The organism is Clostridium senegalense JC122 (assembly GCF_000285575.1).
Lineage (GTDB): Bacteria > Bacillota > Clostridia > Clostridiales > Clostridiaceae > Clostridium_J > Clostridium_J senegalense.
Genome location: NZ_HE611050.1, coordinates 958,044 through 981,471, shown reverse-complemented (window position 1 = coordinate 981,471; position 23,428 = coordinate 958,044). Strand labels below are relative to the sequence as shown.

Here is a 23,428-nt window from a genome sequence, read left to right as displayed (position 1 = left end):
AAAGAAATTAAAGTGAACAATAATGATGATTTAAAAAATATATCTGATTTTATGATAGATAATAATAATATGATAATTTTATACAATAATATAGATTTAGAAAGTGGAGATTTTTCTCGAGAAAAATACGTAAAAGTTATAGATATGTCAACTAATAAAGACGTTTTTTTAGGGAAAATAAATAGTAATATATTAGATTCACAATGGAGAGAAGATTATCATTTAATTAAAAATAAGTAGTAACAAAGGAGAAGAAATGAATATAACAGTAGTTTCAGTAGGTAAGTTAAAGGAGAAATATTTAAAGCTTGCTATAGATGAATATAGTAAAAGACTGAGTAGATATTGCAAATTAGATATTATAGAGCTACCAGATGAAAAAACTCCAGATAACGCTTCAAAAAAAGAAGAATTGGCCATAAAAGAAAAAGAAGGACAAAATATTTTAAAGCATATAAAAGATAATAGTTATGTTATAGCATTAGATTTAAAAGGAGAGATGATTTCTTCAGAAAAATTAGCCTCATATATAAAAGATTTAGGGGTAAGAGGAAATAGTAATATAGTTTTTGTTATTGGTGGTTCTTTGGGAATTAGTGAAAGTGTAATAAAAAGGGCTGATTATAAATTATGTTTTTCTAAGATGACATTTCCACATCAACTTTTTAGGGTAATGCTTTTAGAACAAATTTATAGAGCATATAGAATAAATAATAATGAACCGTATCATAAATAATTAATATAGCTAAGAAGTATAAGTTTGTATAGAATTAAGTGGAAGCCTTACTTAATGATAATACAGAAAATCATATAATAAATCAGTTTGAGCACCAAGTAAGGAGATGGTTGAATGAATTTTGTGGTTAATGATAAAGAACCTATATATCTCCAAATTATCAGACACGTAAAACAATCTATAGTTAAAGGAGATCTAATGCCTGGGGATACAATTCCATCTAGAAGAGAACTTGCAGAAATGTTAAAGGTAAATCCTAATACAGTACAAAGGGCATATAAGGAGATGGAGAGTATGAGAGTTATAAACACAGTGAGAAATTTTCCAAGTAGTATAACTGCAGATGAGAAAATTATAAATGGTATGAAGAGGGAATTAATAGATGATGCTTTAGTTGACTTTATAGAAAGTATGAAGGCAATAAATGTTTCTAAAGAAGAAGTTATAAAAATAATTGAAGAAAGATATTAAATATTAATGGATAGTGGATATTTTAGAATGAAATAAAAATTCAATTTGAAAAAGAACTTTGTGTTTTAATAGAAGTTTTTTATAAGTGTCCATTGTCCATTTTAGATTGTCAATTAATTTTAAAATTAAGGGGGAAAAAGATGAAGTATTTTGAAAAAAAGTTAAGTGTTTTTCTGACTACATTGATTTTTATGGTAAGTATTTTTGTTCCAATGAACATCTTTGCAGCAGATGAGAAAAAAGCTAATAATGATGTGATTATAGAAAGTATTGACTATGGATACGATAAAACATTTAAGATAGGTTATGAATGCCCAGTTACTATTAAAGTAAAAAACAATGGGAAAGATTTTAATGGTGATATTAAAATTTTAATTCCAACTAAGACAATAGGTTTTATGAGCAGTAATAGTTATGGTGGCTATGATGCATACACAAAATCAATAAGTATGGAATCAGGAAGCGAAAAGATTATAACTATGGATATAAAACTTGATAATTACGTTGATAATTTAGTTAAAGTTTATAAAGATAATAAAGTTGTTGCTGAAAAAAGTTTTAAAGCACTTGGAGGAAGTTTTTCAGGAACTCCTTATATAGGTGTTTTATCAGAGGATAATGTTAATATGGCATACACTAAGAATATTGCTATTAGTGACAGTGCTCAAAGTGTTGTGGTTAATTTTACAGAAAAAGATTTTCCACAAATATATAATGGATTAACATCGTTTAATACAATAATAATAAGTAACTTTGATACATCTAAGCTATCAGAGAATCAGTATGATGCTTTAAAAAAGTGGGTGGAAAAAGGCGGAAATCTAATAATAGGCACAGGAGAGAATTATAAAAAAACTCTTAGCATATTTAAAGATGATTTTATTAAGGGAAGTGTAAATGGAACATCTGTTATAAAAAGTACAAAACTTGATGAAAATGGAACAGAATTAAATATTGCTAATTTAAATGTGGATAATAGTGAAACTGTATTAGAAGAGAGTGGTAAGGGTATTCTTCTAAAAAGTAAAAAACAAGGAGGAACAATACTTGTAACAACTTTTGACTTAACAAATTCAGCAGTTGTAAATTCTAATAAAATTAGTGATTTTATAACAGAGAATATTAAAGTATATGGTACAGATAATATTTTAAATGAAAATGATAATAATTTATTTTGGAATGTTGAAAACATACTATCTACTTTTTCAGAAACAAATAAAATAAGTGTAAAAATGTTATTTTCAATATTCACAATATATATAATATTTATTTTTCCATCAGCTTATTTTATCTTAAAGAGAAAAGATAAAAAAGAAAAAATGTGGTATGCGGTACCAGCGTTAGCTGTTGTATTTTCTATAGTAATAATAGGATATATAAAAGTATGTGGGGTTAATGATAAATATGTAACATCATTAAATATAATAAATCTTACAAAAGATAGTGAGACATTAGAAAGTTATATACAATTTAATAATTTAAGTAAAGGTAATAACAAAATAGAATCAAACTATGATTTGCAAAGAATTTCTATGGATCAAAGTAGTAATTATGACCAAGGAAAGGCAGTACCCAATAAAATAAAATCAACTATAAATTTAGATGATAATAGTTTTACATTGAATGATGTAAATGTAATTGATAGTAATAAAATAAAAGGAAATGCTATAAGGACAAGCTCCGGAGATATGTCCTTAGAATTATTTTTAAAAGACAAAGATATAATGGGAAAAATAAAAAATAATACAGATTATAAAATAGAAGATGCATTTGTAGTGGTTAAGGATGGCGGTGTTATAAAGCTAGATACTATAGAACCAAAAAGTGAAAAAGAATTTAGTTTAATAACATCATCTATAGTTGGAAACTTAAAAAATGGACCATGGGAAGTTATAGATAACTTTTTTAAGATAAATCAAAGTTCATTTAATAAATTATCAAAAAAGAACAAATAAGTGAAAGTCAAAAGGCTGAAATATACAGAATGGTTTTACAAAACTATTATGAAAAAAATAAAGAAAATTATATTTTAGGTGGGCTTATAAATAATTTTAATTTAGAACCTATAAAAATAAATAACAAAGAATCAAAGCAATATGGAAAAAATATGTTGGTTACTAATTTAAATACAAAAATAAACATTGAATCTAATGCTGAAATTAATATTCCAAAAGAATTTATAAGTTATTCAGTTAATCCACTTGAGGGAAATTTTAATTATGATTCATATTCAAATAGTATTTATGATAATTCAGAAGTAGAAGTTTTATATGAGTTAGGAAATAGTTTTATCTATAATAACTTAGATATTAATTTTGAAGGTATGAATGCTGAGTATAAAATTTATAATAAACAAACTAAGACATATTATGATATTGGAAAAGGCAATGCAAAGGAATCTATAAATAAAGATGAGATAAACAATTACTTAAATGAAAATGGACAAATTAAAATTATAATAAAAACAGCAGAACAAGGAAGTGCTACAATACCTCAAATAAGTGGTAAAGGGGTGACAAAATAATGTTAGTAATAAAGAATTTAGTTAAAAGTTATGGTTCTTTTAAAGCAGTAGATAATTTGAATTTACATGTGAAAAAAGGTGAAATATTTGGATTTGTTGGTCCAAATGGAGCAGGTAAAACAACTACTATGAAAATTGTCAGTGGACTTTTAGATTGTGAGAATGGAGAAGTTTTTATAGATGGTGTTGATGCTATAAAAAATAGAAGAGAAGTAAAAAGAAAGATTGGATATATGCCAGATTTCTTTGGTGTCTATGATGATTTGAAAGTGGATGAATACTTAGAGTTTTATGCATCAATATATGGAATAGAAGGAAAAGAAAAAGATGAGCTAATTAATGATTTATTAGAACTAGTTAATTTATCTCATAAAAAAGATGCATATGTAGATGATTTATCTAGAGGAATGAAACAAAGGTTATGCCTTGCTAGATGTCTTGTTCATAACCCTAGTTTATTAATCTTAGATGAGCCAGCATCTGGTATGGATCCTAAAGCAAGAATAGAGATGAAAAATATTCTTAGAACTTTAAAAGAGATGGGAAAGACAATAATAATAAGTTCTCATATACTTCCAGAGCTTGCAGAGCTTTGTACTAATTTAGTAATAATACAAAATGGAAAAGCTGTTACAAGTGGTACTGTTGAAGAAGTTATGGATAGAGCATATAAAACGAAATTCATAAGATTAAAGGTTTTAAAAGATATAGAAAGTGCAATAAAGCTACTAAAAGAGTATGTAGAAATTGGAGAAATAAAAAAAATAGGAAGCAATGTAGCAACAGCATCTTTTTCAGGTAGTGAAGAGGTTATGTGTAATGTTCTAGAAGGATTAATAAAGGAAAATATAAAAGTGGTTAGTTTTAATACTATAGACGGAAATTTAGAAGAAGTATTTATGAAGGTAATTGGAGGTGATGATAATGAGAAATAATGTAAAATTGAATCCAGTATTAAAAAAAGAATTAAGAACATCTATGCGTAATGTTAGAGGAAGTTTGCTTGTAATAGGTTACTTAGCTGTATTAATGTTAACATTGTGTGGAGGATTATATATTCAATCAAGTTATAGAGGGATGATAACAAAAAATGACGCCATTGGTACTTTTATATTTTTAATGATAGTACAATTTGCATTAATATCAATAATATCACCAACTATTGCATCAGGTGCTATATCTTCTGAAAGAGAAAAGCAAACATTGGATATACTTCTTACAACCAACATGAGTTTTTTATCGATAATTACAGGAAAACTTGGAGCATCACTAAGTAAAATAATTTTACTTATAATTTCATCAACACCTATATTTGTATTTTTGTTATCTTATATAGGAATAAATACTTTGGGGATATTTGGCATATTAATAATCAACATAGTAGCAGCTACTTTTGTTGGAGCAATTGGAATTTATTATTCTACACGTTTTAAGAAAACTATAGTAGCAACGGTATTTTCATATATAACAATATTTTTAATATATGTAGGACCAGTAATAATGTGCGCTATGTTACAAGTTTATAAATATAATAATGGAATACAATTTGATCCTGCTAAGCAATTTTATTGGTACTTGCTTATAAGTCCAGCAGTAGGATTTATGACATTAATATTTTCACAACTTGGAATATCCCTTACAGAAATTTTTGGAAAAACTCTAGAAATTAATTTTCTTGGAATAACATCATATATGATAACAATAATTTTTATGATAATAGCAACAATACTAATAATACTATTAGCAGCAAGAAAAATAGATCCAACAAGAAAGAAACAGCATTTATTTAATTTAAAAAATAAAAAGAATTAAAAATATAACCTGTATGATATGTTGGACAATAAAAATTAATTTTTAAAAGTAGTATTTTAAAAGAAAAAATTTCAATTGTATAGTTAATACTAGTAAAAAGGAGAAGGTATGAGGGAGTTATTAGGGTTCATAATATCAATATTCATGATAACAATTTTGAATATTTTTTTAAACAAAAGCAATAAGAACTTTGAAAATAAAATAAGATGGCAACATTACTTTTTTGGATACATGTTTATAGTATATCTTATAATTGCGTTAATAGAAGTAGGATTTCCTTCTTTAAGTGAATGGCAAAGAATTTTAAGGTTTAATAAGACTATATTTAATCCTGAAATAAATTTAGTACCCTTTAAAGATGGACTTGAGATTTCATCTATACTTAATATAATATTTTTTATGCCTTTTGGATTTTTATTGCCAACCTTATGGAGAAAGTATAGAAAATTATTGCCAACATTATATCAAGGAATATTATTTTCACTTATTATTGAGATTAGTCAAATGTTTGTTTTATATCGTATAACTGATATTAATGATTTAATAATGAATACGATAGGAACTATTTGTGGGTGGGTTGTTTTTAATATTATGAGTAAGGTTTTCCATGGACTTAATAATAAAACTGTGATTCAAACGGTTTCTAATGACGCCATAATTATTAAGTTGGAACCTTATCTGTATATTGTGATTGCAATTGTAAGCTCATTCTTATATTAAAAGTATAATTATAATATTTTATAAGCTGAATACACGCCAACAAAGTTTTTCATTATTATTTATGTTAAATTAAGGTTCAACAGATTATAACCTATGAGATTCTAAGATAAATTATGAGATTTATCTTAAAACCTCATAGGTTTAAAGTTAAACCTAAAAACTCTAAAATTATAGTGTTAAAAGTAATGATGAAAAATTAAAAGAAAGAAATTTCATGGAGTAAAGTGTCGTAGCTTTACTAATATGTTTAGAATTCTATAATTAATCAAATTAGAAAGGGTGATGTTGTGAAAGAAATAAAAAATACTCTATTTAAATGTAAGATACGAATTTTTATTAAAAAACTAATAAACAACCTATTAATAGGGCTTATAGTTGGATTCCTTATGGTTATTGCTTTAAAAGGAATATCATTTTTTATTCCAACTTATGATTACATAAAAAAATCATTAATATTAATAGGATGTACATCATTAGTTTCAATTATATATAGTGTGGTTAAGTTTCCTACATATAAAGAAACAGGAAAAGTTGTAGATTATATTAATTTAAAAAATAGAGTTACTACTCTTTTAGAAATGGAAGATAATAATAGTCCATATTATGAATTATTATTTGAAGATGTAAAATTACAACTTAAAAATTTTGATATAAAGAAACTAAAAATAAAGCCCAATAAAAAGTATATCAAAATCTTCAGCATTACTTTTTTGGCCTTTTTTTTAGCAATATTTATACCAAATCCTTTAAAGGAAGAGGCATCTAAATTAAAAGCATTAAATACAGAGCAAAAAAATGAAGTTAAAAAAGTAGAAAAAATAGAAAAAGAATTAAAAAGCGATAAAGAAGTAAGTGAGATAAAAAAACTTCAAATTGAAAATCAATTAAAAGAGCTTAAAAAGGAAATTAAAAAAAGTAAAAGCGAAAAAGAAATAGCAAAGGCTCTAGAAAAAACTAGCGTGAAATTAGATAATGTAAAAAACAAAAATTTAAACAATATTGCTAAAAATTTAGAAAAAAATAAGAACACAGAAAAGTTAGCAGAAGCTTTAAAAAATAAGGATAAAAAGAAAACAGAAGAAGAACTTAAAAACTTGAAAAATAAAATTAAAAATATGAAAGACGATGAAAAAAATAAATTAGCAGAGTCGTTAAAAGAAGCTATGGAAAATACTGACAATGAAGAGCTAAGTAAAGCATTAAAAAATGTTATGAATAATATGGAGGGAAATGATGAGAATTTAGAATCTTCATTAAATGACTTAAACAGTGAATTAAGTGAAGAAATGAATGACGATGCTATAGAATCTGTAAAAGGCAAGGTAGCTAAAGGATGCAATAGTAGTGGTGGTACATGAACTGCTGGATCAGGTAGCAGTGGAACTGCAAGTAAATCGTCATCAAGTGGAAATGGTAGCGGAAATGGCAATGGTAGCGGAAATGGTAATGGTAGTGGTGCTGGAAGCGGAACAACAGTAAAAGATACAACTAAAGGAAGTCAACTACCTTCTAATGGAGGCATAGGAAATAATAAAAAAAGTAATGATGAGAAGACTGACTGGGATAAGGTTTTTGTTGGTGAAAGAGTAGATGGAAAAGGAAAAAATGAAAATCTACAAGGAAAAGTTAGTGAAAATGGTGAAAGTACAACTCAAAATTCCAATAAAGCTAACACCTCTGCTGGAAATTATGTGGATTATAACAAAGCATTAGGAAGTTACAAAGATGCTGCAATGGAAAGTATAGAAAATAATAAAATACCAGAATCAATGAAAAATATAATAAAAGAGTATTTTTCTAAAATAGAAGAATAAATTTATTTTGTATAAATAATAGATGGAGATGATTAAGATGGATAATAATTTATATGATATGGAAAAAGTTAAAGATATTATAGATAAAATAAATGTTATAGAAGGAGAAATTTCAAAGGCTATAATAGGTCAAAAGGATGTTATAAGACAGGTTATTATAGCAATTTTAGCAGGAGGAAATGTTCTTTTAGAAGGGTCTCCAGGGCTTGGAAAAACTCAGTTAGTAAAAACATTATCTAAGGTTATGGATTTACCTTTTTCAAGAATTCAGTTTACACCTGACTTAATGCCAGCAGATGTAGTTGGAACGAATATTATTATGAAAGATAAAGAAGGAAATAGTTCATTTTCTTTTCAAAAAGGTCCTATATTTTCAAGTTTAGTTTTAGCAGATGAAATAAATAGAGCAACACCAAAAACACAATCTGCATTATTAGAAGCTATGCAGGAACACACTGTTACTGTTGGAACTAACACATATACCTTACAAGAACCTTTTATGGTTCTTGCAACACAAAATCCAATTGAAATGGATGGTACATATCCACTTCCAGAAGCTCAGTTAGATAGATTTCTATTTAAATTGATGGTACCATTTCCTAATCTTGAAGAATTAAAAGAAATTATGAATGTAACTGTAAAAAATAATAAAATAAATCTTACAAATGTTATCACAGGTGAGGAAATCTTAAAGATAAGAAGGATTTTAAGAGAAGTTCCAATGTCAGCTTCTGTAGAAGAGTATGCTTTAAAAGTTGTTTTAGCAACTCATCCAGAATGTGAAAATGCACCAGAGATAACGAAAAAATATATAAGATTTGGTGCAAGTCCAAGGGCAGCACAGGCTATTATTACTACATCTAAAATAAGAGCTATAATGGAAGGACGTTTTAATGTAGCTTTTGAGGATATAGAGTATGTTGCATATCCAGCATTAAGACATAGATTTTTCTTGAATTTTGATGCTATGGCAGATGGAATAAAAAGTGAAGATATATTAGAAAAAATACTTAAAAGTCAGTTAGAAACAGTGTAATGATAAGGAGTTATTTATGGTAGATAAAGTATTTGATAAGGAGTTTTTTAGTAAACTTGAAAATATGTCTATTAAGATTGCTTCTTTAGCCAATAGTGGTGATTCAGGGGTTAGACGTTCAAAAGCAAAAGGCACATCTGTTGAGTTTTCAGATTTTAGAGAGTATAACGTCGGAGATGATATAAGACGAGTTGATTGGAATGCCTATGGAAGATTTGAAAAGCTATTTGTAAAGTTGTTTGTTGAGGAAAAAGAAGCAATGATAAATATATTTATAGATTGTAGTAATTCAATGGCTTCTGGTGATATAAAAAAGAAAAAATTAACTTTGCAAATTTCATCAGCTTTAGCATACTTGGCTTTAAACAATCAGGATAAAGTAAATATAAATCTAATGACGGACGATGGTTTGAAAAGTGAAAGATTTTCAACAATATCATCTTTTCAAAGAATGACAGGTTTTATGGAGAAATATGAGTTTAAAGGTTCTATAAATATAAAAGAAAGTTTGAAAAAATTTAAATTTAATAAAAGAGGGCTTACAATTATAATTTCAGATTTTCTGAATAAAGAAAGTATAGAAGAAAGTGTTAGATTTTTAAAATATAATCATGAAGAAATACTACTTATAAATGTTTTAAGTGAAGACGAATTAAAGCCTAAGGTAAATGGAGAAGTTACCTTAGTTGATAGTGAAAGTAATGAAAAAATTAAAGTTACAGTTACATCAAAAATTATAGAAAACTATAAAAAAGCACTAAAAAGCTTTACAAAAAACTTGATGGATGTAAGTAAGAAATATGGTGGTACATTTATCCAGATATCTAGTGATAGCTCTTTAGAAGAAGTAATATTTGAAAAACTTGCAAAGGAGGGTGTTCTATGAGGTTATTGTCCCCAATAAATTTATGGTTTTTAACCCTTCTAATTCCTTTTATAGCTATGTATATTTTAAAACGAAAAAATGAAGAGATCATTATTCCAAGCAATATGCTTTGGCATGAAGCTATAGATAATTTACAGGCAAGTACACCTTGGGAAAAATTAAGGACGAATATATTATTTTTTCTTCAACTTTTAACAATATTGGCATTAATACTTTCCCTTGTGAATCCTTTTATATATAGCAAATTAAGTGGATACAGCAAAAATATTATAGTTATTGATAATAGTGGAAGTATGAATTATAAAACAAAGAACTCTACGAAACTTGAAGAAAGTAAGCTAGAAGCAGAAAAATTAGTAGATTCTCTTCCAAATAAAGCAGAAGTTACCCTTATAACTACATCACCAAACAGTGAAATATTATTATCTTCATCAAAGGATAAGAAAAAAGTAAAAAATTTAATAAAGGCAATAGAAAAAAGTAACTCAACTTCGTCTAATGAGGAGGTTATTTCCTTAATTAAATCTATAGCAAATAATGAAAAAAATTTAGCTTATTATTATTTTACTGATGATGTTATTGAAATTGAAGGAGTAAAAGGGGATGTAATTAGTTTAAATGGGGTTTTAGATAATTTAATACTACAAAATTTATCAACAACATCAGATGATGAAGGAGTAGATGCTATTGCAACAATTACTAATACATCAAAAGATAATAAAAATGTAGAAATTGCATTATATGGAGATGATAAATTACTTCAGATTAAAGAGGTAAATATAAAAGGTACAGAAAATTATAATGTTCAATTTGATAAAATTTCTAAGGGTGTATCAGTACTAAGAGCAGAAATAGATATAGACGACGGTTTAAAAGAAGATAATTATTTTTATAACATAGTAAATCAAACTAATAAAAAGAAAGTTTTGATGATAAGTGAGAAAAATATATTTTTCGAAAAAGCTATGTCAATAAGAAATGATATTGAACTTTTCAAAACTAATAATCCAGAAGAAATAAAATCTGGATATGATATATATATTTATGATGGTATGTTACCAGAGAGTTTACCTACTGATGGAAATATATTAATAACTAATTTAAAAGATGAAAATAATTTTATAGGTTTAGAACCTCAAATCGAAGGGGGAAGTGCTACATTTAATAAATCTTCTATTACAGATTATATAGAAGGAGAAAGCTTTCAGTTAGCAACTTTTTCACCTATAAAATTAAGTGGAAATCTTCAAAGTTTTATAGAAATAAATAATAAAGTGGCAGGAGTTTTAGGAACTTTAAATAATCGCAAGGTTGTTATGATGGGGTTTAATATCCATGATAGTGATATGCCATTAACACATAATTTCCCTATATTAATGAACAATATAATAAATTATTTATCAGGAAATAATATGTTAGAAAATAGGGATATAACTTGTGGTGAATCTGTTAAAATTTCAATACTAAACAATGTAGATAATATTAAAATTATAGATAGCAACAATAAGGAAGAAAATTTTTCAAATGAGAGTGCAGAAGTAATCTATAATAAAACTGTAAATCCAGGTATATACAAGGTTATTCAAAAATCTAAGGATAAAGAAATAGAAAGTTTATTTTCTGTAAATTTTCCACGTGAAGAAAGTATATTAAAAGAAAATAAAGATAAAAAAGATATTAATATTATAGATAAGAAAAATTCAATAAGTGGTATTAGTTTGATGACACCATTATTAATTGCTTCATTAATTTTTATTATCTTAGAGTGGATAGGGTACATCAAAATAAATTCTAATAATAAAAATTAGAAGCTTAATTTTAGTAACTACAGAGAAGGGTGTGAAAGAATGAATTTTGGTTTTGAAAATAAAATATATTTAATACTGTTGCTTATTGTTCCTTTCGTTATTTATTATGGATATAAAACCCTTGAGTATATTGATAAAAACAGGAAAATAATTATAATAGCGGCAAGAAGTATAGCTATTGTATGTATTGTTTTAGCACTTACAGGAACTAGTTTATATTTAACTTCTAAAAATACATCAACTATATTTTTAATAGATAGTTCTCAATCAGTATATGGTAATGAAAAGGAATTTAATGAGTTTGTAACAAAAGCAATTGATATTAAACCATCAAAGGATAAAATAGGGGTAGTATCTTTTGGTGAAAAGCCTAAAGTAGAAACTTTCATTTCAAGGGACGGTAAGTTTTCAAAGGTTTCTTCAGAATTAAACAAAGAGTATACAAATATAGAAAGTGCTATTAATTACGCTATATCATTATTTCCCAATAATACAAAAAAGAGAATTGTTCTACTTTCAGATGGGTCAGAAAATGATGGAAAAGCATTAAATTTAATTCCTACTTTAAAAGAAAAGGGGATAGATTTAAAAGTTTATAAAGCAAACAAAAAAGAGGTAAATGACACAAGTATAGATAAAATTACCGTTTCAGAAAAAGTAAGCATAGGGCAAAATTTTGACGTAGATTTAAAAATAAAAAGTAATGTTAATACAAAAGGAACAATAACTTTATATAGCGGAAATACTGTGGTAGGAAAGCAAGAAGTTAATGTAAACAAGGGAGATAATAATTTTGTTTTTAAGGATAAGGCAGAAAGTTCTGGATTCAAAAATTATAGAGCAAGTATAGAATGTGATGGTGATGGTGAAGTTAGAAATAATGAAGCTAGTGCCTATACAGAAGTTATTGGAAAGCCTAATATATTGGTACTAGAAGACAGAAGTGGTGAAAGTGATGAGTTTATAAATATTTTGAACTCTCTTCAAATACCCTACAAAAAAATGGATGCATCAGTAGCACCAGAGACTATAGATAAGCTGACAGAATTTAAAGCTGTAGTAACTTGCAATGTTTCAGTAGACAATATGTCTAAAGGCTTTGTAGATTCTATTGAAAGTTATGTTAAAGATTTTGGTGGTGGATATATAGCACTTGGTGGAGATAATTCATATGCGCTTGGCGGCTATATGGAGACACCATTAGAAAAAGTTCTTCCAGTTAATATGGAATTGAAAGGAAAAAAAGAAATTCCTAAAATGAGTTTATCATTAGTAATAGATAGGTCAGGAAGTATGTCAGATACTGTTGGTGGTGTAAGCAACTTGGATTTAGCAAAAGAAGGGGCTATGAGAAGCTTAAAATCTTTAAGAAATAACAAAGATGAAATAAATGTAATAACCTTTGATGATGCCTATTCAGAAGTTGTAGAAAAGCAAGTAATAACTGATGAAGAAACGATAATTAGTGATATATCATCTATTACACTAGGTGGAGGAACAAGTATTATTCCAGGCTTAACTAAGGGATATGAGAATATAAAAAGCAGTGATGCAAAGGTTAGACATATTATATTATTAACTGATGGTGAAGCAGAGAAAACAGGTTATAATGAATTAATAGAAAAGTGTAAAAAAGATAACATAACTATTTCAACAGTAGCAGTTGGAGGTGGTGCAGATAGGGGCCTTCTTCAAGAAATAGCTAAAGGTTGTAATGGAAGATATTATGAGGTAAGTCAAGGAACGGATATACCAGAAATTTTTGCAAAAGAAACTTTTCTAGCTCAAAAATATTACTTGAATAATAGAGAGTTCACTCCGGTAATAAATTCTAATGGCTCTGTATTAAGTGGAGTTTCAGAAGGTGGACTACCAAGTTTATATGGATATATTGGATCGTCAGCAAAATCAACTTCAAATGTTTGTTTAAAATCAGATGAAGATGATCCAATACTTACAACTTGGCAATATGGACTTGGTAAAACTGTTGCGTGGAATTCTGATGTAACAGGTCAATGGTCTAAAAATTATGTAGGGTGGCAAAACTTTCAAAATCTTTGGAGTAATATATTAGGATTTGTAACGGATAATTTCTCAGAAGGTGGAAATTTTATAGAAGTAAATAAAGTTGGTACAAGTTTAAATGTTTCCTTTAAAAAGGAAAATGAATCGAATGTAGAAAAATCTAAAGTTAAGGCAACTATTATAACTCCATCAAATGAGAAAAAAGAAATTTTACTAACACCTAAATCATCTAAAGAATATACTGGCGTAATTGATGTAAAAGAAACTGGTAACTATATGATACAAGTCACAGAAGAAGAGAATGGAAAAGTTGTTTCTACAGCTAAGGGAGGATATGCTAATTCTTATTCACCAGAATTTTCTTTGGATAAGAATTTAGATATAACAGATCAATTAGTTGAAGAAGTAAATGGAACTATAATTACAGATATTAAAGATGTTTATAAGGAAAATAAAAATATAACAAAGAAATCTAAAAGAGAATTGGATGAATTTTTTATAATAGTGGCATTGTTTATTTTTATTTTAGATATAGCTTATAGGAGATTGGACTTGCATACTTATATTGAAAAATATATGCCTAAGTTTCAGATAAAAATAAACAGTAAAAAGACATCACGTAATATTGTACCAATTATAAAAAAATCTGAAACAGATGTAAGTTCTATAAAATCACAAGAAAGTATGAAAAAAATAAGATGAAAAGTGAGAAAAAACCACATAAGGAGGAAAAAGTATTAGATACAAAATCCTTAATAAAAAATATAAAAAAATAGGAATGCAAAATGCATCCCTATTTTTTATTTTGTATAATTGTCAAAATAACCTTGTATATAAACTATAGGAGTTCCTTTATCTCCACTTCCAGAAGTTAAATCAGAAAGTGATCCGATAAGGTCTGTAAGTCTTCTAGGTGTAGTTCCTTGAGATACCATAGAACCTACAAGATTATCTTCTTTATTTTTAATATATTCAGATATAGCTTTTTTAAGTTCTTCTCCTCTTAAATCAGCAAAATTATTATCAGCAAGATATTTTAATTTTACTTCATTAGGTGTTCCTTCAAGTCCAGCTGTGTATGCAGGAGATACTACAGGGTCAGCTAGTTCCCAAATTTTACCTACAGGATCTTTGAAAGCACCATCACCATAAACCATAACTTCAATAGTTTTTCCAGTTTTCTCTTTGATTTTAGCTTGTATAGCATCTACAACAGGTTGACAGTCACGTGGGAATAATTTAACTGTATTTTCAGTAGATTTATTTGATCCTAAAAGACCATAATTTTCATTAAATCCACCACCATCAACAGAGGATGATAATATATTATCAAGGCTATAAATTTTTTCTCCGCCATTAGCTTTTAATATTTTTTTAGTTCTAAATCTTGTATGTATATCACAAGTAAGAACACTTTTTGTATAATTTAGGATAGTTTTTGGATTATTTGAGAAAATAACTTCACATTCAACGCCATACTCTTCAACTAAAGATTTATAGTATTGAACATAATCAACTCCTGTAAATGTGTGTTTAACCTCTCCAAAGCAATTACGGAATTGTTTTTCAGTTAATACGTCACTCCAAGGGTTTATGCCTTTTTCATCAAGCATATCTATATCAACAAGGTGGTTTCCTACTTCGTCAGATGGATAGCTTAACATTAAAATAATTTTTTTAGCACCTTTAGCTATACCACGAAGACATATAGCAAAACGATTACGGCTTAATATAGGGAAAATTACTCCAACTGTATCATCACCAAATTTTGAATTTACATCTTTTGCGATTTGATCTATTGTTGCATAATTTCCTTGTGCACGAGCAACTACAGATTCAGTTACAGTAACAACATCTTTATCATTTATTTTAAATCCTTCTATTTCTGAAGCTTTTAATACGCTATCAACAACGATATCTTCTATACAATCTCCTTGATTTATAATTGGGCAACGAAGACCTCTAACAACAGTTCCAACTACTCTTTCCACTTTAACCTCTCCTTAATTTCAAAAAAATTTTTGAATTGAATTTATTCTTTCTACTTGTAATATACAATATTTTCATGGTATAAGTAAAATAAATAGTACATATAGTGGGTATAAGGGAGGCTTATATGATAACTAAATTAGATTTATATAAGGTGTTTTGTCAGGTAGGAAAAAATAAAAGTTTTTCAAAAGCAGCTAAGGAATTGTATATGACTCAGCCAGCTGTAAGTCAATCTATAATGCAGTTGGAAAGAGAGTTAGATACGAGACTTTTTACAAGGACTCCTAAGGGTGTCATTCTTACCAATGAAGGTAAAATATTATATGAACATGCAATATCAGCTATAAATTTGATTGATGCTGGTGAAAAAAAACTATTAGATTCAAAAAATCTTATGATAGGGGACTTAAAAATAGGTGTTGGAGATACTACATCAAAATATTTTTTACTACCATATCTTGAAGAATTCCATAGCAGATATCCAAATGTAAAATTAAAAATTATAAACAGAACTACGTTAGAATTATGTTCATTGGTAAAGTCTGGGAATATAGACATTGCTATTTGTAATTTACCTATAGAAGATTCATCAATAGAAATAATTGAATGTATGGAAGTACATGACATCTTTGTTTGTGGAGAAAAATTTAAAAATTTAACTTCATCACCATTAAATTTTGAAGATATTGTTAAATTACCACTTATATTACTTGAGCCTAAATCAAATTCTAGAAGATATGTGGAAAAGTTTATAAGTTCTAAGGGCGTTCAAATTGGTGCTGAAATTGAACTTGGATCACATGATTTATTATTAGAGTTTGCAAAAATTAATTTAGGAATTGCTTGTGTAGTAAAAGAATTTTCTTCTAACTATCTTGAAAATAAAATTTTATATGAAATTAAAACTGTTGAGCAAATACCAAAACGTAACATAGGTTTTGGTTTTTTAAAAAGCGTGTCATTATCCCCCGCATCAAAAAAATTTGTGGAACTACTATGTAAAGAAAAATAAATTTTAAACTTATTCATTTCTCAAATTAATATTTTATAAATAACTAACAGAGTATTTTAGTTAAAAGGTAATAGTTGTGGTGATTATTACTTTTTTGGGACCAGCTTTGATTGCTTTAGGTTTTATTTATATTTTTACACAAAATGTAGTAAATTAGCTATAAATACTCAATAGACCTAAGCTATTGCCAATAAAAAAGAACTGTAAGAAAATTTATTTAAAAGTGAATTGTTGACAAATTCAAAAAAATAATATATCATACCTAGTGGTGAAAATTTAATAGTAAATAAGTTATTAATTTTAGGTATATAGGGTTCCAAGTTGACTCTTAAAATTATCCATTCCAAAACTTGGATACCTAAAATAGTGAGACATGCTCCCACTCAATTAGAATTCAACACCCATCTTGTGTAAAAATATTTTAAGGTTGTTGAATAAATTTAAATTGGAGCTTGTTTCCCTATAGTTTTATGTATTTAAAATAATAAGAAGTGTTTGAAACATCCACTTTTGTAAAAAAACTCAAAAGTAGATGTTTTTTTTATGTTATTAAATAGATATGAGAAGGAATATAGATATATAAGTTTATAAAATTAAATATAGGGATATAGCTTTAAGTTTTATATACATATATACAATCGATTTAAAAGTTTTAATTAAGGGGAGGGATTAAAAAAATATGTTAAAAAGTTTTAAAGAAGATAAAGAGTTTTATAAAAGACTTTTTATTATAACGTTACCTATAGTTTTGCAAAATTTAATAGCATCATCACTAAATATGCTTGATACTATGATGATAGGTGTCGTTGGAGAAATTGAATTAGCTTCAGTAGGAATTGCAAATCAATACTATTTTCTTTTTAGTTTAATTGTATTTGGTATAAGCGCAGGCTCTGGTGTATTTATAGCTCAATTATGGGGAAAAAAGGATGTAAAAAATATAAAAAGGACATTAGGAATTGGACTTATATCTGGAATAATAGCTGCATTTTTATTTAGTATAATTGGATTATTATTTCCAAAACAAATAATGGGGATATTTAATACAGATCCTAGAGTTATAAAGACAGGCAGTGAATATTTAGTTATAGTTATCATAAGTTATTTATTTACAGCTATAACATTTAATTATGCTGCTGCTTTAAGAAGTATAGGAAATACTGTTCTTCCAATGGTAGCAAGTTTTATAGGACTTTTAACTAATGGAATATTAAACTACATTTTGATATTTGGTAAATTAGGTTTACCGGTTATGGGAGTAAAAGGAGCAGCATTAGCTACAGTTACTGCAAGAATAGTAGAATGCTTAATAATTCTTATAGTTGTTTATTCAAAAAATGAGATTTTAAATGCCAAAATAAAAGAGTTCATCAACATAGAAAAGTATGTGTTAAATGGATTATACAAAGTTACTATACCAATAGTTCTTAATGAAGCATGTTGGGGTCTTGGAAGTGTAACATATGTAGCTATATACGGAAGGATAGGTACAGGGGCAGCAGCTTCTATACAAATATGTTCAACAGTAATGAATTTATTTATGATAGTTACATTCGGACTAGCTAATGCAGCAGTAGTTATAGTTGGAAATGAAATAGGTGCAAACAGAGAAGAAGTAGGAAAAATATATGCACAAAGAATTTCTAAATTAGCTATAATGGTTTCTATAATTTTATCATTAGTATTAGCATTATCTTCAAGGTGGATATTATCTATATTTAATGTTTCAGAAACTGTAAAGTTAGATTCTTTATATATATTATATATTTATGCAGCAGTACTTATAGTTAAAGTGTATAATGCTGTAATGATAGTAGGTGTTTTAAGAGGTGGTGGAGATTCCACTTTCGGTTCATTAGTTCAGGTCATAACTCTATGGTGTATTGGTATACCACTTGCTTATATAGGAGCTTTTATAATTTGTTTACCAGTATATTTAGTTGTACTTTTAACTTTTGTAGAGGAAGCTATTAAAGTTGTGATAATGATGAAAAGATTTAAATCAGGAAAATGGATTCATAATATGGTTAAAGATATAGGGAAAGAAGCTTCTATATAGGGTAATAAGTTTATATTTAAAATTATTTATTAAATTCTTGTTATCAGCTTATAAATGGATAACTTTAGAATTAAATTTAAAATTTTATATTAATGTTGAGGTTTAAAATATAAGAAAGCTGCTTCTAACTTAATGTTAGGAGCAGCTTTAAATTATAATTTTAACTATAAAAAGATTACATAAAATTTACAGTTCGAAACAATGTTAAAATTGAAAATAAACCACATACAAATTGGTAATACCAATAAAACTCTTAGGAAAATTATGGTATAATTAAAAATAAATAGATAATAGTGCATTTACGTAAATTGGGACTAAATATATTAAAAGCATTTAATATATAGGGTTCTAAACTGACCTTTTAAATTATCCATTTTAAAATTTGAATATCTAAAATAGTGACACATGCTCCGAATTGCTTAAAATTCAACATTACATTTTACATAAAAAAATAATACTTATAATTTAACTAATGTCATACTAAGTAATTAACATAAATAAGAATTAAGTATATGAAAAATTAAATTATTCTGTAATTAAATTTAAAATCTACTGTTAGGGGAGATGGGGATTATGGCAAATATATTAGAGGTAAAAAATATATACAAGGAGTTATCTAAACGACCAATAATAAAAGGAATTAGCTTTGAAGTTAAAGAAGGAGAAGTCTTTGGATTTTTAGGTCCAAATGGAGCAGGAAAAACTACTACTATAAGAATGTTAGTTGGACTAATTAAACCTAATAAAGGAACTATAAAGATAAATGGATATGATATACAAAAGGATTTTGTAAAAGCTATTAGAAGTGTTGGATGTATTGTAGAAAACCCTGAACTTTATTTAGATTTAACTGGAAGACAAAATTTAAGGTTGTTCGCAAGGATGTACGGTGATGTTACAGAGGATAGAATACAGGAAGTAATTGATTTTATAGGTTTAAATGAAAGAATAGATGATAAGGTTAAAAAGTATTCTTTAGGAATGAAACAAAGATTAGGGCTAGGGCAAGCTTTATTAGGAAATCCTAAACTATTAATTTTAGATGAACCTACAAATGGATTGGATCCATCAGGGATAGTAGAGTTTAGAAATATTATAAAGAAGTTAGTTAAAGAAAATAATACCGCTGTATTTATATCTTCACACATACTTTCTGAAATAGAATTGCTTTGTGATAGAGTTGCATTTATAAATAATGGAACAATAAAGTCTATTGAACTTACTGAAAACCTTGTGAAAAATAGTACTGATGAAAGAATATGTTTAATCACCCCTGAAAAAGAGAAAGGTAAAGAGTTACTTTTCAATCTTTATTTTGTAAAACATGTTGAGGAGGAAGGGGAAAAGTTATTATTTTATTGTGAAAAAGGTACATTCCCTAAGCTTATTGAGGCATTTGCTAAAAGAAATATTCCCATAGAAGAAATAAACAAGGCACATCAAAATCTAGAAAATAGGTTTATGGAAATCATGGAGGGGGAGAAATAATTTGATAAATTGCATAAAGAATGAAATCATAAAGCTAATTCATAATAAAAAGCTATATATATTTTTATTAGCTTTAGTACTATTAATAGTTTTTAAACTTATCTATATGTATAGTAGCAGTTTTGGAAAAACCCCAAGTGAACAATTAAAGAAAAAAGAAAATGTGCTTATTGAATTAAAGGCTGAAGCAAAAAGTGAATCATTGTCAAAAGAAAAAAAGAAAGATATAGACATACAAATGAAAAGATTAGATGAAGAGATTAAAATGTTAAAAGATAATATAGCAAATCCAGATGAAAATTGGAAGAATACTATAAAAAATAAAATTGAGAACTTGGAAAATGAAAAAGGAGAATTGTCAGAAAATTTAGACTCTATTGAAATTGAGAAGTGCAATGCTGAATTACAATATTACAATTATCTTTTAGATAATGATATTGAACCAAATAAAGAGTATAAAATATATGCGTTTGAAGATATAACAGGAATATTTGATTTTATAAATAAAATGATTCTACCAATTTTAATTGCTTTTCTTTGCAGTGATATTATAGCAGGTGAATATACATTTTCGACGATTAAAGCACTTTTAACAAAGCCGGTATCACGCAGAAAAATATTTTGTTCTAAATTTTTAAGTAATATATGTATTGTTACATTAACTATATGTCTTATGGAGTTTATTACATTTATTATTATAGGTTTAATTTTTAATTTTGGTAATCCATCTTATCCTATAATTGTTGGGACAAAATATGTGAAGGCTTCTAATAATAATTTATATATAAATAACATTTCTGCTGTAATTGGAAGTTCATATATTATTTCTGCTTGGAAATTAATACTGCTAAATATATTTATGCAATTTATATTTATAATAACATGTGTAAGTTTTGTTATGTTCATTTCAACTATTTTTACAAATAACATTACTTCTTTAACTATTAATTTAGGGATATTGATGCTCATATCATTAATAACTTATATATTGCCTTTAAAATTTTTAAATAAACTATATCCTATATTGTTTACAACATATAGTTGTGGTACGGATATTATTAAAGGAAATTTAGTAATGAGTTTGAATAGTACAATATTTAGTATTCCTTTAGGCATAGTTATTATGTTAATTTGGAGTATTGTTTGTTACTTTATTTCATCAAAGATATTTAATAAAAGGGATGTATTAATATAAAGAAGGTGATAGGGTGTGGAGTTTAATTAGAAATGAAATAAAAAAATGATAAGCAAAAAAAGATTTATTGTGGTTTTATCAATGACTTTTGGCTTAGTTGCACTTGCAACATTTGGAGCTTATAAAAATCTTGGTTATGAACTGCCTAAAAAACGAGCTGAAAGGCTTAAAGAGTCAATTAATTATTATGAAGAAAAGAAAAAATATGCGTTGGAAAATAATCAGATCATGCAGGCCGAGAGATATGGTATTTGGGTAGAAGAAGATAAAAATGAGTTAGCTATTAAGGAAGAATTATTAGATAATAGTATTCCATGTAAAGATAGGCTGAAAAAAGAGATAGATTTTTTGAATAAAAGAAAAGGAGAGGGGACTACACCTAGTTTAGACACAGAAATTCAAAAGTTAAATGATGAAATTTCTGTAAAGCAATACTATTTAGATAATGATTTAGAATATAATTATAATGGTGATGGTACAGCATTTATTGCATTACCAAGTCTTTTAAAAACTATAGATAGATTATTTATAATAGTAATAATAGGAATTTTAGCATCAGATATTATTTCAGGAGAAAATGATCCTGCTACCATAAAGATGCTTTTAACAAAGCCAGTTTCAAGAGGCAAAGTATTAATTTCAAAGTTTTTAACAGTGGTATTTATGTCTAATGTTATAGTCTTAATTTTAGAATTTATAGCATTTATTTTTTTAGGATTAATATTGGGTTTTGGAGATCCATCAGCACCTATAGCTGTAGGAACAAGGTATAAAATGGATATGGCTCTTGTAGAAAATACAGGACAATCAATTTCAGCAGTAATTGGAAGTAGTTATTTAGTTACTACTTGGGAATTTACTATAAAGGCATTAATATTACAAACATTTTTAATTACAGCTACCGTTTCCTTTTGTTTTTTAATGTCTACACTTATTAAAAATAGTTCAGTATCAACAGGAGTTAGCTTTATATCTATGTTGATAATATTATGCATAACTGATAAAATTACATTTTTATCAGAACAAGGATTACCTAATATATTAAATAGAGTGTTACCATTTATATTTACATCGTACTTTGATATTACATCAGTTATAAAAGGTAATTGGGCAGGATTATTAATATGTCCACTTATAACATATAAATTTTCTTTATTTATATTAACAGCATGGATTATAGTGTGTTACTTAATTTCTCATTTTAATTTTGTAAAAAAAGATATAATTTAATATTAAATTATGGAAGGTTATCTTAAAATATAGTTAATTTTGAGGTAACCTTCAATTTTTATTATAGTTAAAAATATTGTCTTAGAAATGAAAATAAAAAGTAACACAAAAGACATAAAAGTTATTTAAAATAAAAATATGCTTATACAAAGTTTTTATGAAAAAGATGGAGGAAATGTTGTGGAGCTTAAAATATTTAATTTCATAGATGAGACTATAAAGCTTTTAGAAGAAACTAAACCAGAGATTAATGATGTTTCTGAAGAAATAGAGGATTATTTAAAAAAACATTTAGAATCTATGAATGATGGAGATATAAACTTAGTAACGAGAATAAAATCTAAATCTAGTTTAGAGGAAAAAATAATAAGAAATAATTATTATAAAAAATATAAATGTGCAGAGGATTTACTACATAATTTACAAGATTTAATTGGTATACGGGTAGAGTGTAGATTTATAGAAGATGAAGTGAAAATATATGAAAAACTAAGAGAGGTATTTAATGAAAGAGATATAGACGGATATTATTATAATTCACTAAATAAAAATATACGACTTTATTTAGCTGGAGAGCAACCTCAAAAACAAAAAATGGTTTTGAAATATATAAAATAGAT

21 protein-coding genes are annotated in these 23,428 nt (G+C 26.7%); 20 read left to right on the top strand and 1 reads right to left on the bottom strand.

Annotation, left to right across the window (positions count from 1 at the left end; translation table 11 throughout):
* The 14 genes from CSGHG_RS05220 to CSGHG_RS05145 form a co-directional block, all read left to right on the top strand.
* The coding region (locus CSGHG_RS05220; RefSeq protein ID WP_010293244.1) for a hypothetical protein at positions 1-240 on the top strand (240 nt) is incomplete at its 5' end.
* A gap of 16 nt (positions 241-256) precedes the next feature.
* Positions 257-736 (top strand): 23S rRNA (pseudouridine(1915)-N(3))-methyltransferase RlmH, encoded by a 480-nt coding sequence (gene rlmH / locus CSGHG_RS05215; RefSeq protein WP_010293243.1) that lies wholly within the window; start codon positions 257-259, stop codon positions 734-736.
* A gap of 114 nt (positions 737-850) precedes the next feature.
* Complete coding sequence (locus CSGHG_RS05210; protein WP_010293242.1) at positions 851-1,207, top strand: GntR family transcriptional regulator; 357 nt, start codon at positions 851-853, stop codon at positions 1,205-1,207.
* A 140-nt stretch (positions 1,208-1,347) separates the two neighbouring features.
* On the top strand, positions 1,348-3,162 hold the full coding sequence (locus tag CSGHG_RS05205; protein WP_010293240.1) for a hypothetical protein: 1,815 nt from the start codon (positions 1,348-1,350) through the stop codon (positions 3,160-3,162).
* 29 nt (positions 3,163-3,191) lie between these two features.
* Entirely contained in the window at positions 3,192-3,731 is a 540-nt protein-coding gene (locus CSGHG_RS05200; RefSeq protein WP_010293238.1) for a hypothetical protein, read from the top strand.
* Positions 3,731-4,666, top strand: a complete 936-nt coding sequence (locus CSGHG_RS05195; RefSeq protein WP_010293236.1) for an ABC transporter ATP-binding protein — start codon at positions 3,731-3,733, stop codon at positions 4,664-4,666. The genes CSGHG_RS05200 and CSGHG_RS05195 overlap by 1 nt, the downstream gene beginning before the upstream one ends.
* A complete protein-coding gene (locus CSGHG_RS05190; protein WP_010293235.1) occupies positions 4,656-5,543 on the top strand; it encodes an ABC transporter permease in 888 nt (295 codons plus the stop codon). The genes CSGHG_RS05195 and CSGHG_RS05190 overlap by 11 nt, the downstream gene beginning before the upstream one ends.
* 108 nt (positions 5,544-5,651) lie before the next feature.
* The gene (locus CSGHG_RS05185) at positions 5,652-6,263 is read left to right on the top strand and encodes a VanZ family protein (RefSeq protein WP_010293233.1); all 612 of its coding nucleotides are present in this window, start codon (positions 5,652-5,654) and stop codon (positions 6,261-6,263) included.
* Positions 6,264-6,550: 287 nt separating this feature from the next.
* Complete coding sequence (locus CSGHG_RS19940) at positions 6,551-7,621, top strand: hypothetical protein (protein WP_010293232.1); 1,071 nt, start codon at positions 6,551-6,553, stop codon at positions 7,619-7,621.
* 333 nt (positions 7,622-7,954) lie between these two features.
* Positions 7,955-8,077, top strand: coding sequence for a hypothetical protein (locus CSGHG_RS24570; RefSeq protein ID WP_268869837.1), 123 nt, complete (start codon positions 7,955-7,957; stop codon positions 8,075-8,077).
* A 37-nt stretch (positions 8,078-8,114) separates the two neighbouring features.
* Complete coding sequence (locus CSGHG_RS05160) at positions 8,115-9,113, top strand: AAA family ATPase (RefSeq protein ID WP_010293231.1); 999 nt, start codon at positions 8,115-8,117, stop codon at positions 9,111-9,113.
* Positions 9,114-9,129: 16 nt separating this feature from the next.
* The gene (locus CSGHG_RS05155; protein WP_010293229.1) at positions 9,130-9,999 is read left to right on the top strand and encodes a DUF58 domain-containing protein; all 870 of its coding nucleotides are present in this window, start codon (positions 9,130-9,132) and stop codon (positions 9,997-9,999) included.
* A complete protein-coding gene (locus CSGHG_RS05150) occupies positions 9,996-11,807 on the top strand; it encodes a vWA domain-containing protein (RefSeq protein WP_010293226.1) in 1,812 nt (603 codons plus the stop codon). The genes CSGHG_RS05155 and CSGHG_RS05150 overlap by 4 nt, the downstream gene beginning before the upstream one ends.
* A 39-nt stretch (positions 11,808-11,846) precedes the next feature.
* Positions 11,847-14,534 (top strand): VWA domain-containing protein, encoded by a 2,688-nt coding sequence (locus tag CSGHG_RS05145; protein ID WP_010293223.1) that lies wholly within the window; start codon positions 11,847-11,849, stop codon positions 14,532-14,534.
* A 98-nt stretch (positions 14,535-14,632) separates the two neighbouring features.
* Here the strand turns inward: CSGHG_RS05145 and CSGHG_RS05140 are convergent, their stop codons facing one another.
* Positions 14,633-15,823, bottom strand: a complete 1,191-nt coding sequence (locus CSGHG_RS05140) for a coenzyme F420-0:L-glutamate ligase (protein ID WP_010293222.1) — start codon at positions 15,821-15,823, stop codon at positions 14,633-14,635.
* A 125-nt stretch (positions 15,824-15,948) separates the two neighbouring features.
* On the opposite strand from CSGHG_RS05140, the gene CSGHG_RS05135 reads away from it, so the two are divergent.
* From CSGHG_RS05135 to CSGHG_RS05110, 6 genes are all read left to right on the top strand, one after another.
* Positions 15,949-16,836, top strand: coding sequence for a LysR family transcriptional regulator (locus CSGHG_RS05135; protein ID WP_010293221.1), 888 nt, complete (start codon positions 15,949-15,951; stop codon positions 16,834-16,836).
* A gap of 679 nt (positions 16,837-17,515) precedes the next feature.
* Positions 17,516-18,895 carry an MATE family efflux transporter gene (locus CSGHG_RS05130; protein ID WP_010293220.1) on the top strand — a complete coding sequence of 460 codons (1,380 nt, stop codon included), beginning with the start codon at positions 17,516-17,518 and terminating at the stop codon, positions 18,893-18,895.
* Between the two features lie 573 nt (positions 18,896-19,468).
* Positions 19,469-20,383 (top strand): ABC transporter ATP-binding protein, encoded by a 915-nt coding sequence (locus CSGHG_RS05125; protein ID WP_010293219.1) that lies wholly within the window; start codon positions 19,469-19,471, stop codon positions 20,381-20,383.
* Between the two features lies 1 nt (position 20,384).
* Complete coding sequence (locus CSGHG_RS05120) at positions 20,385-21,578, top strand: ABC transporter permease subunit (RefSeq protein WP_010293218.1); 1,194 nt, start codon at positions 20,385-20,387, stop codon at positions 21,576-21,578.
* A gap of 45 nt (positions 21,579-21,623) precedes the next feature.
* On the top strand, positions 21,624-22,808 hold the full coding sequence (locus tag CSGHG_RS05115) for an ABC transporter permease subunit (RefSeq protein ID WP_026022236.1): 1,185 nt from the start codon (positions 21,624-21,626) through the stop codon (positions 22,806-22,808).
* A gap of 180 nt (positions 22,809-22,988) precedes the next feature.
* Positions 22,989-23,426: a nucleotidyltransferase family protein gene (locus tag CSGHG_RS05110; protein ID WP_010293215.1), complete on the top strand. Its 438-nt coding sequence runs from the start codon at positions 22,989-22,991 to the stop codon at positions 23,424-23,426.
* Positions 23,427-23,428 lie beyond the last annotated feature (2 nt).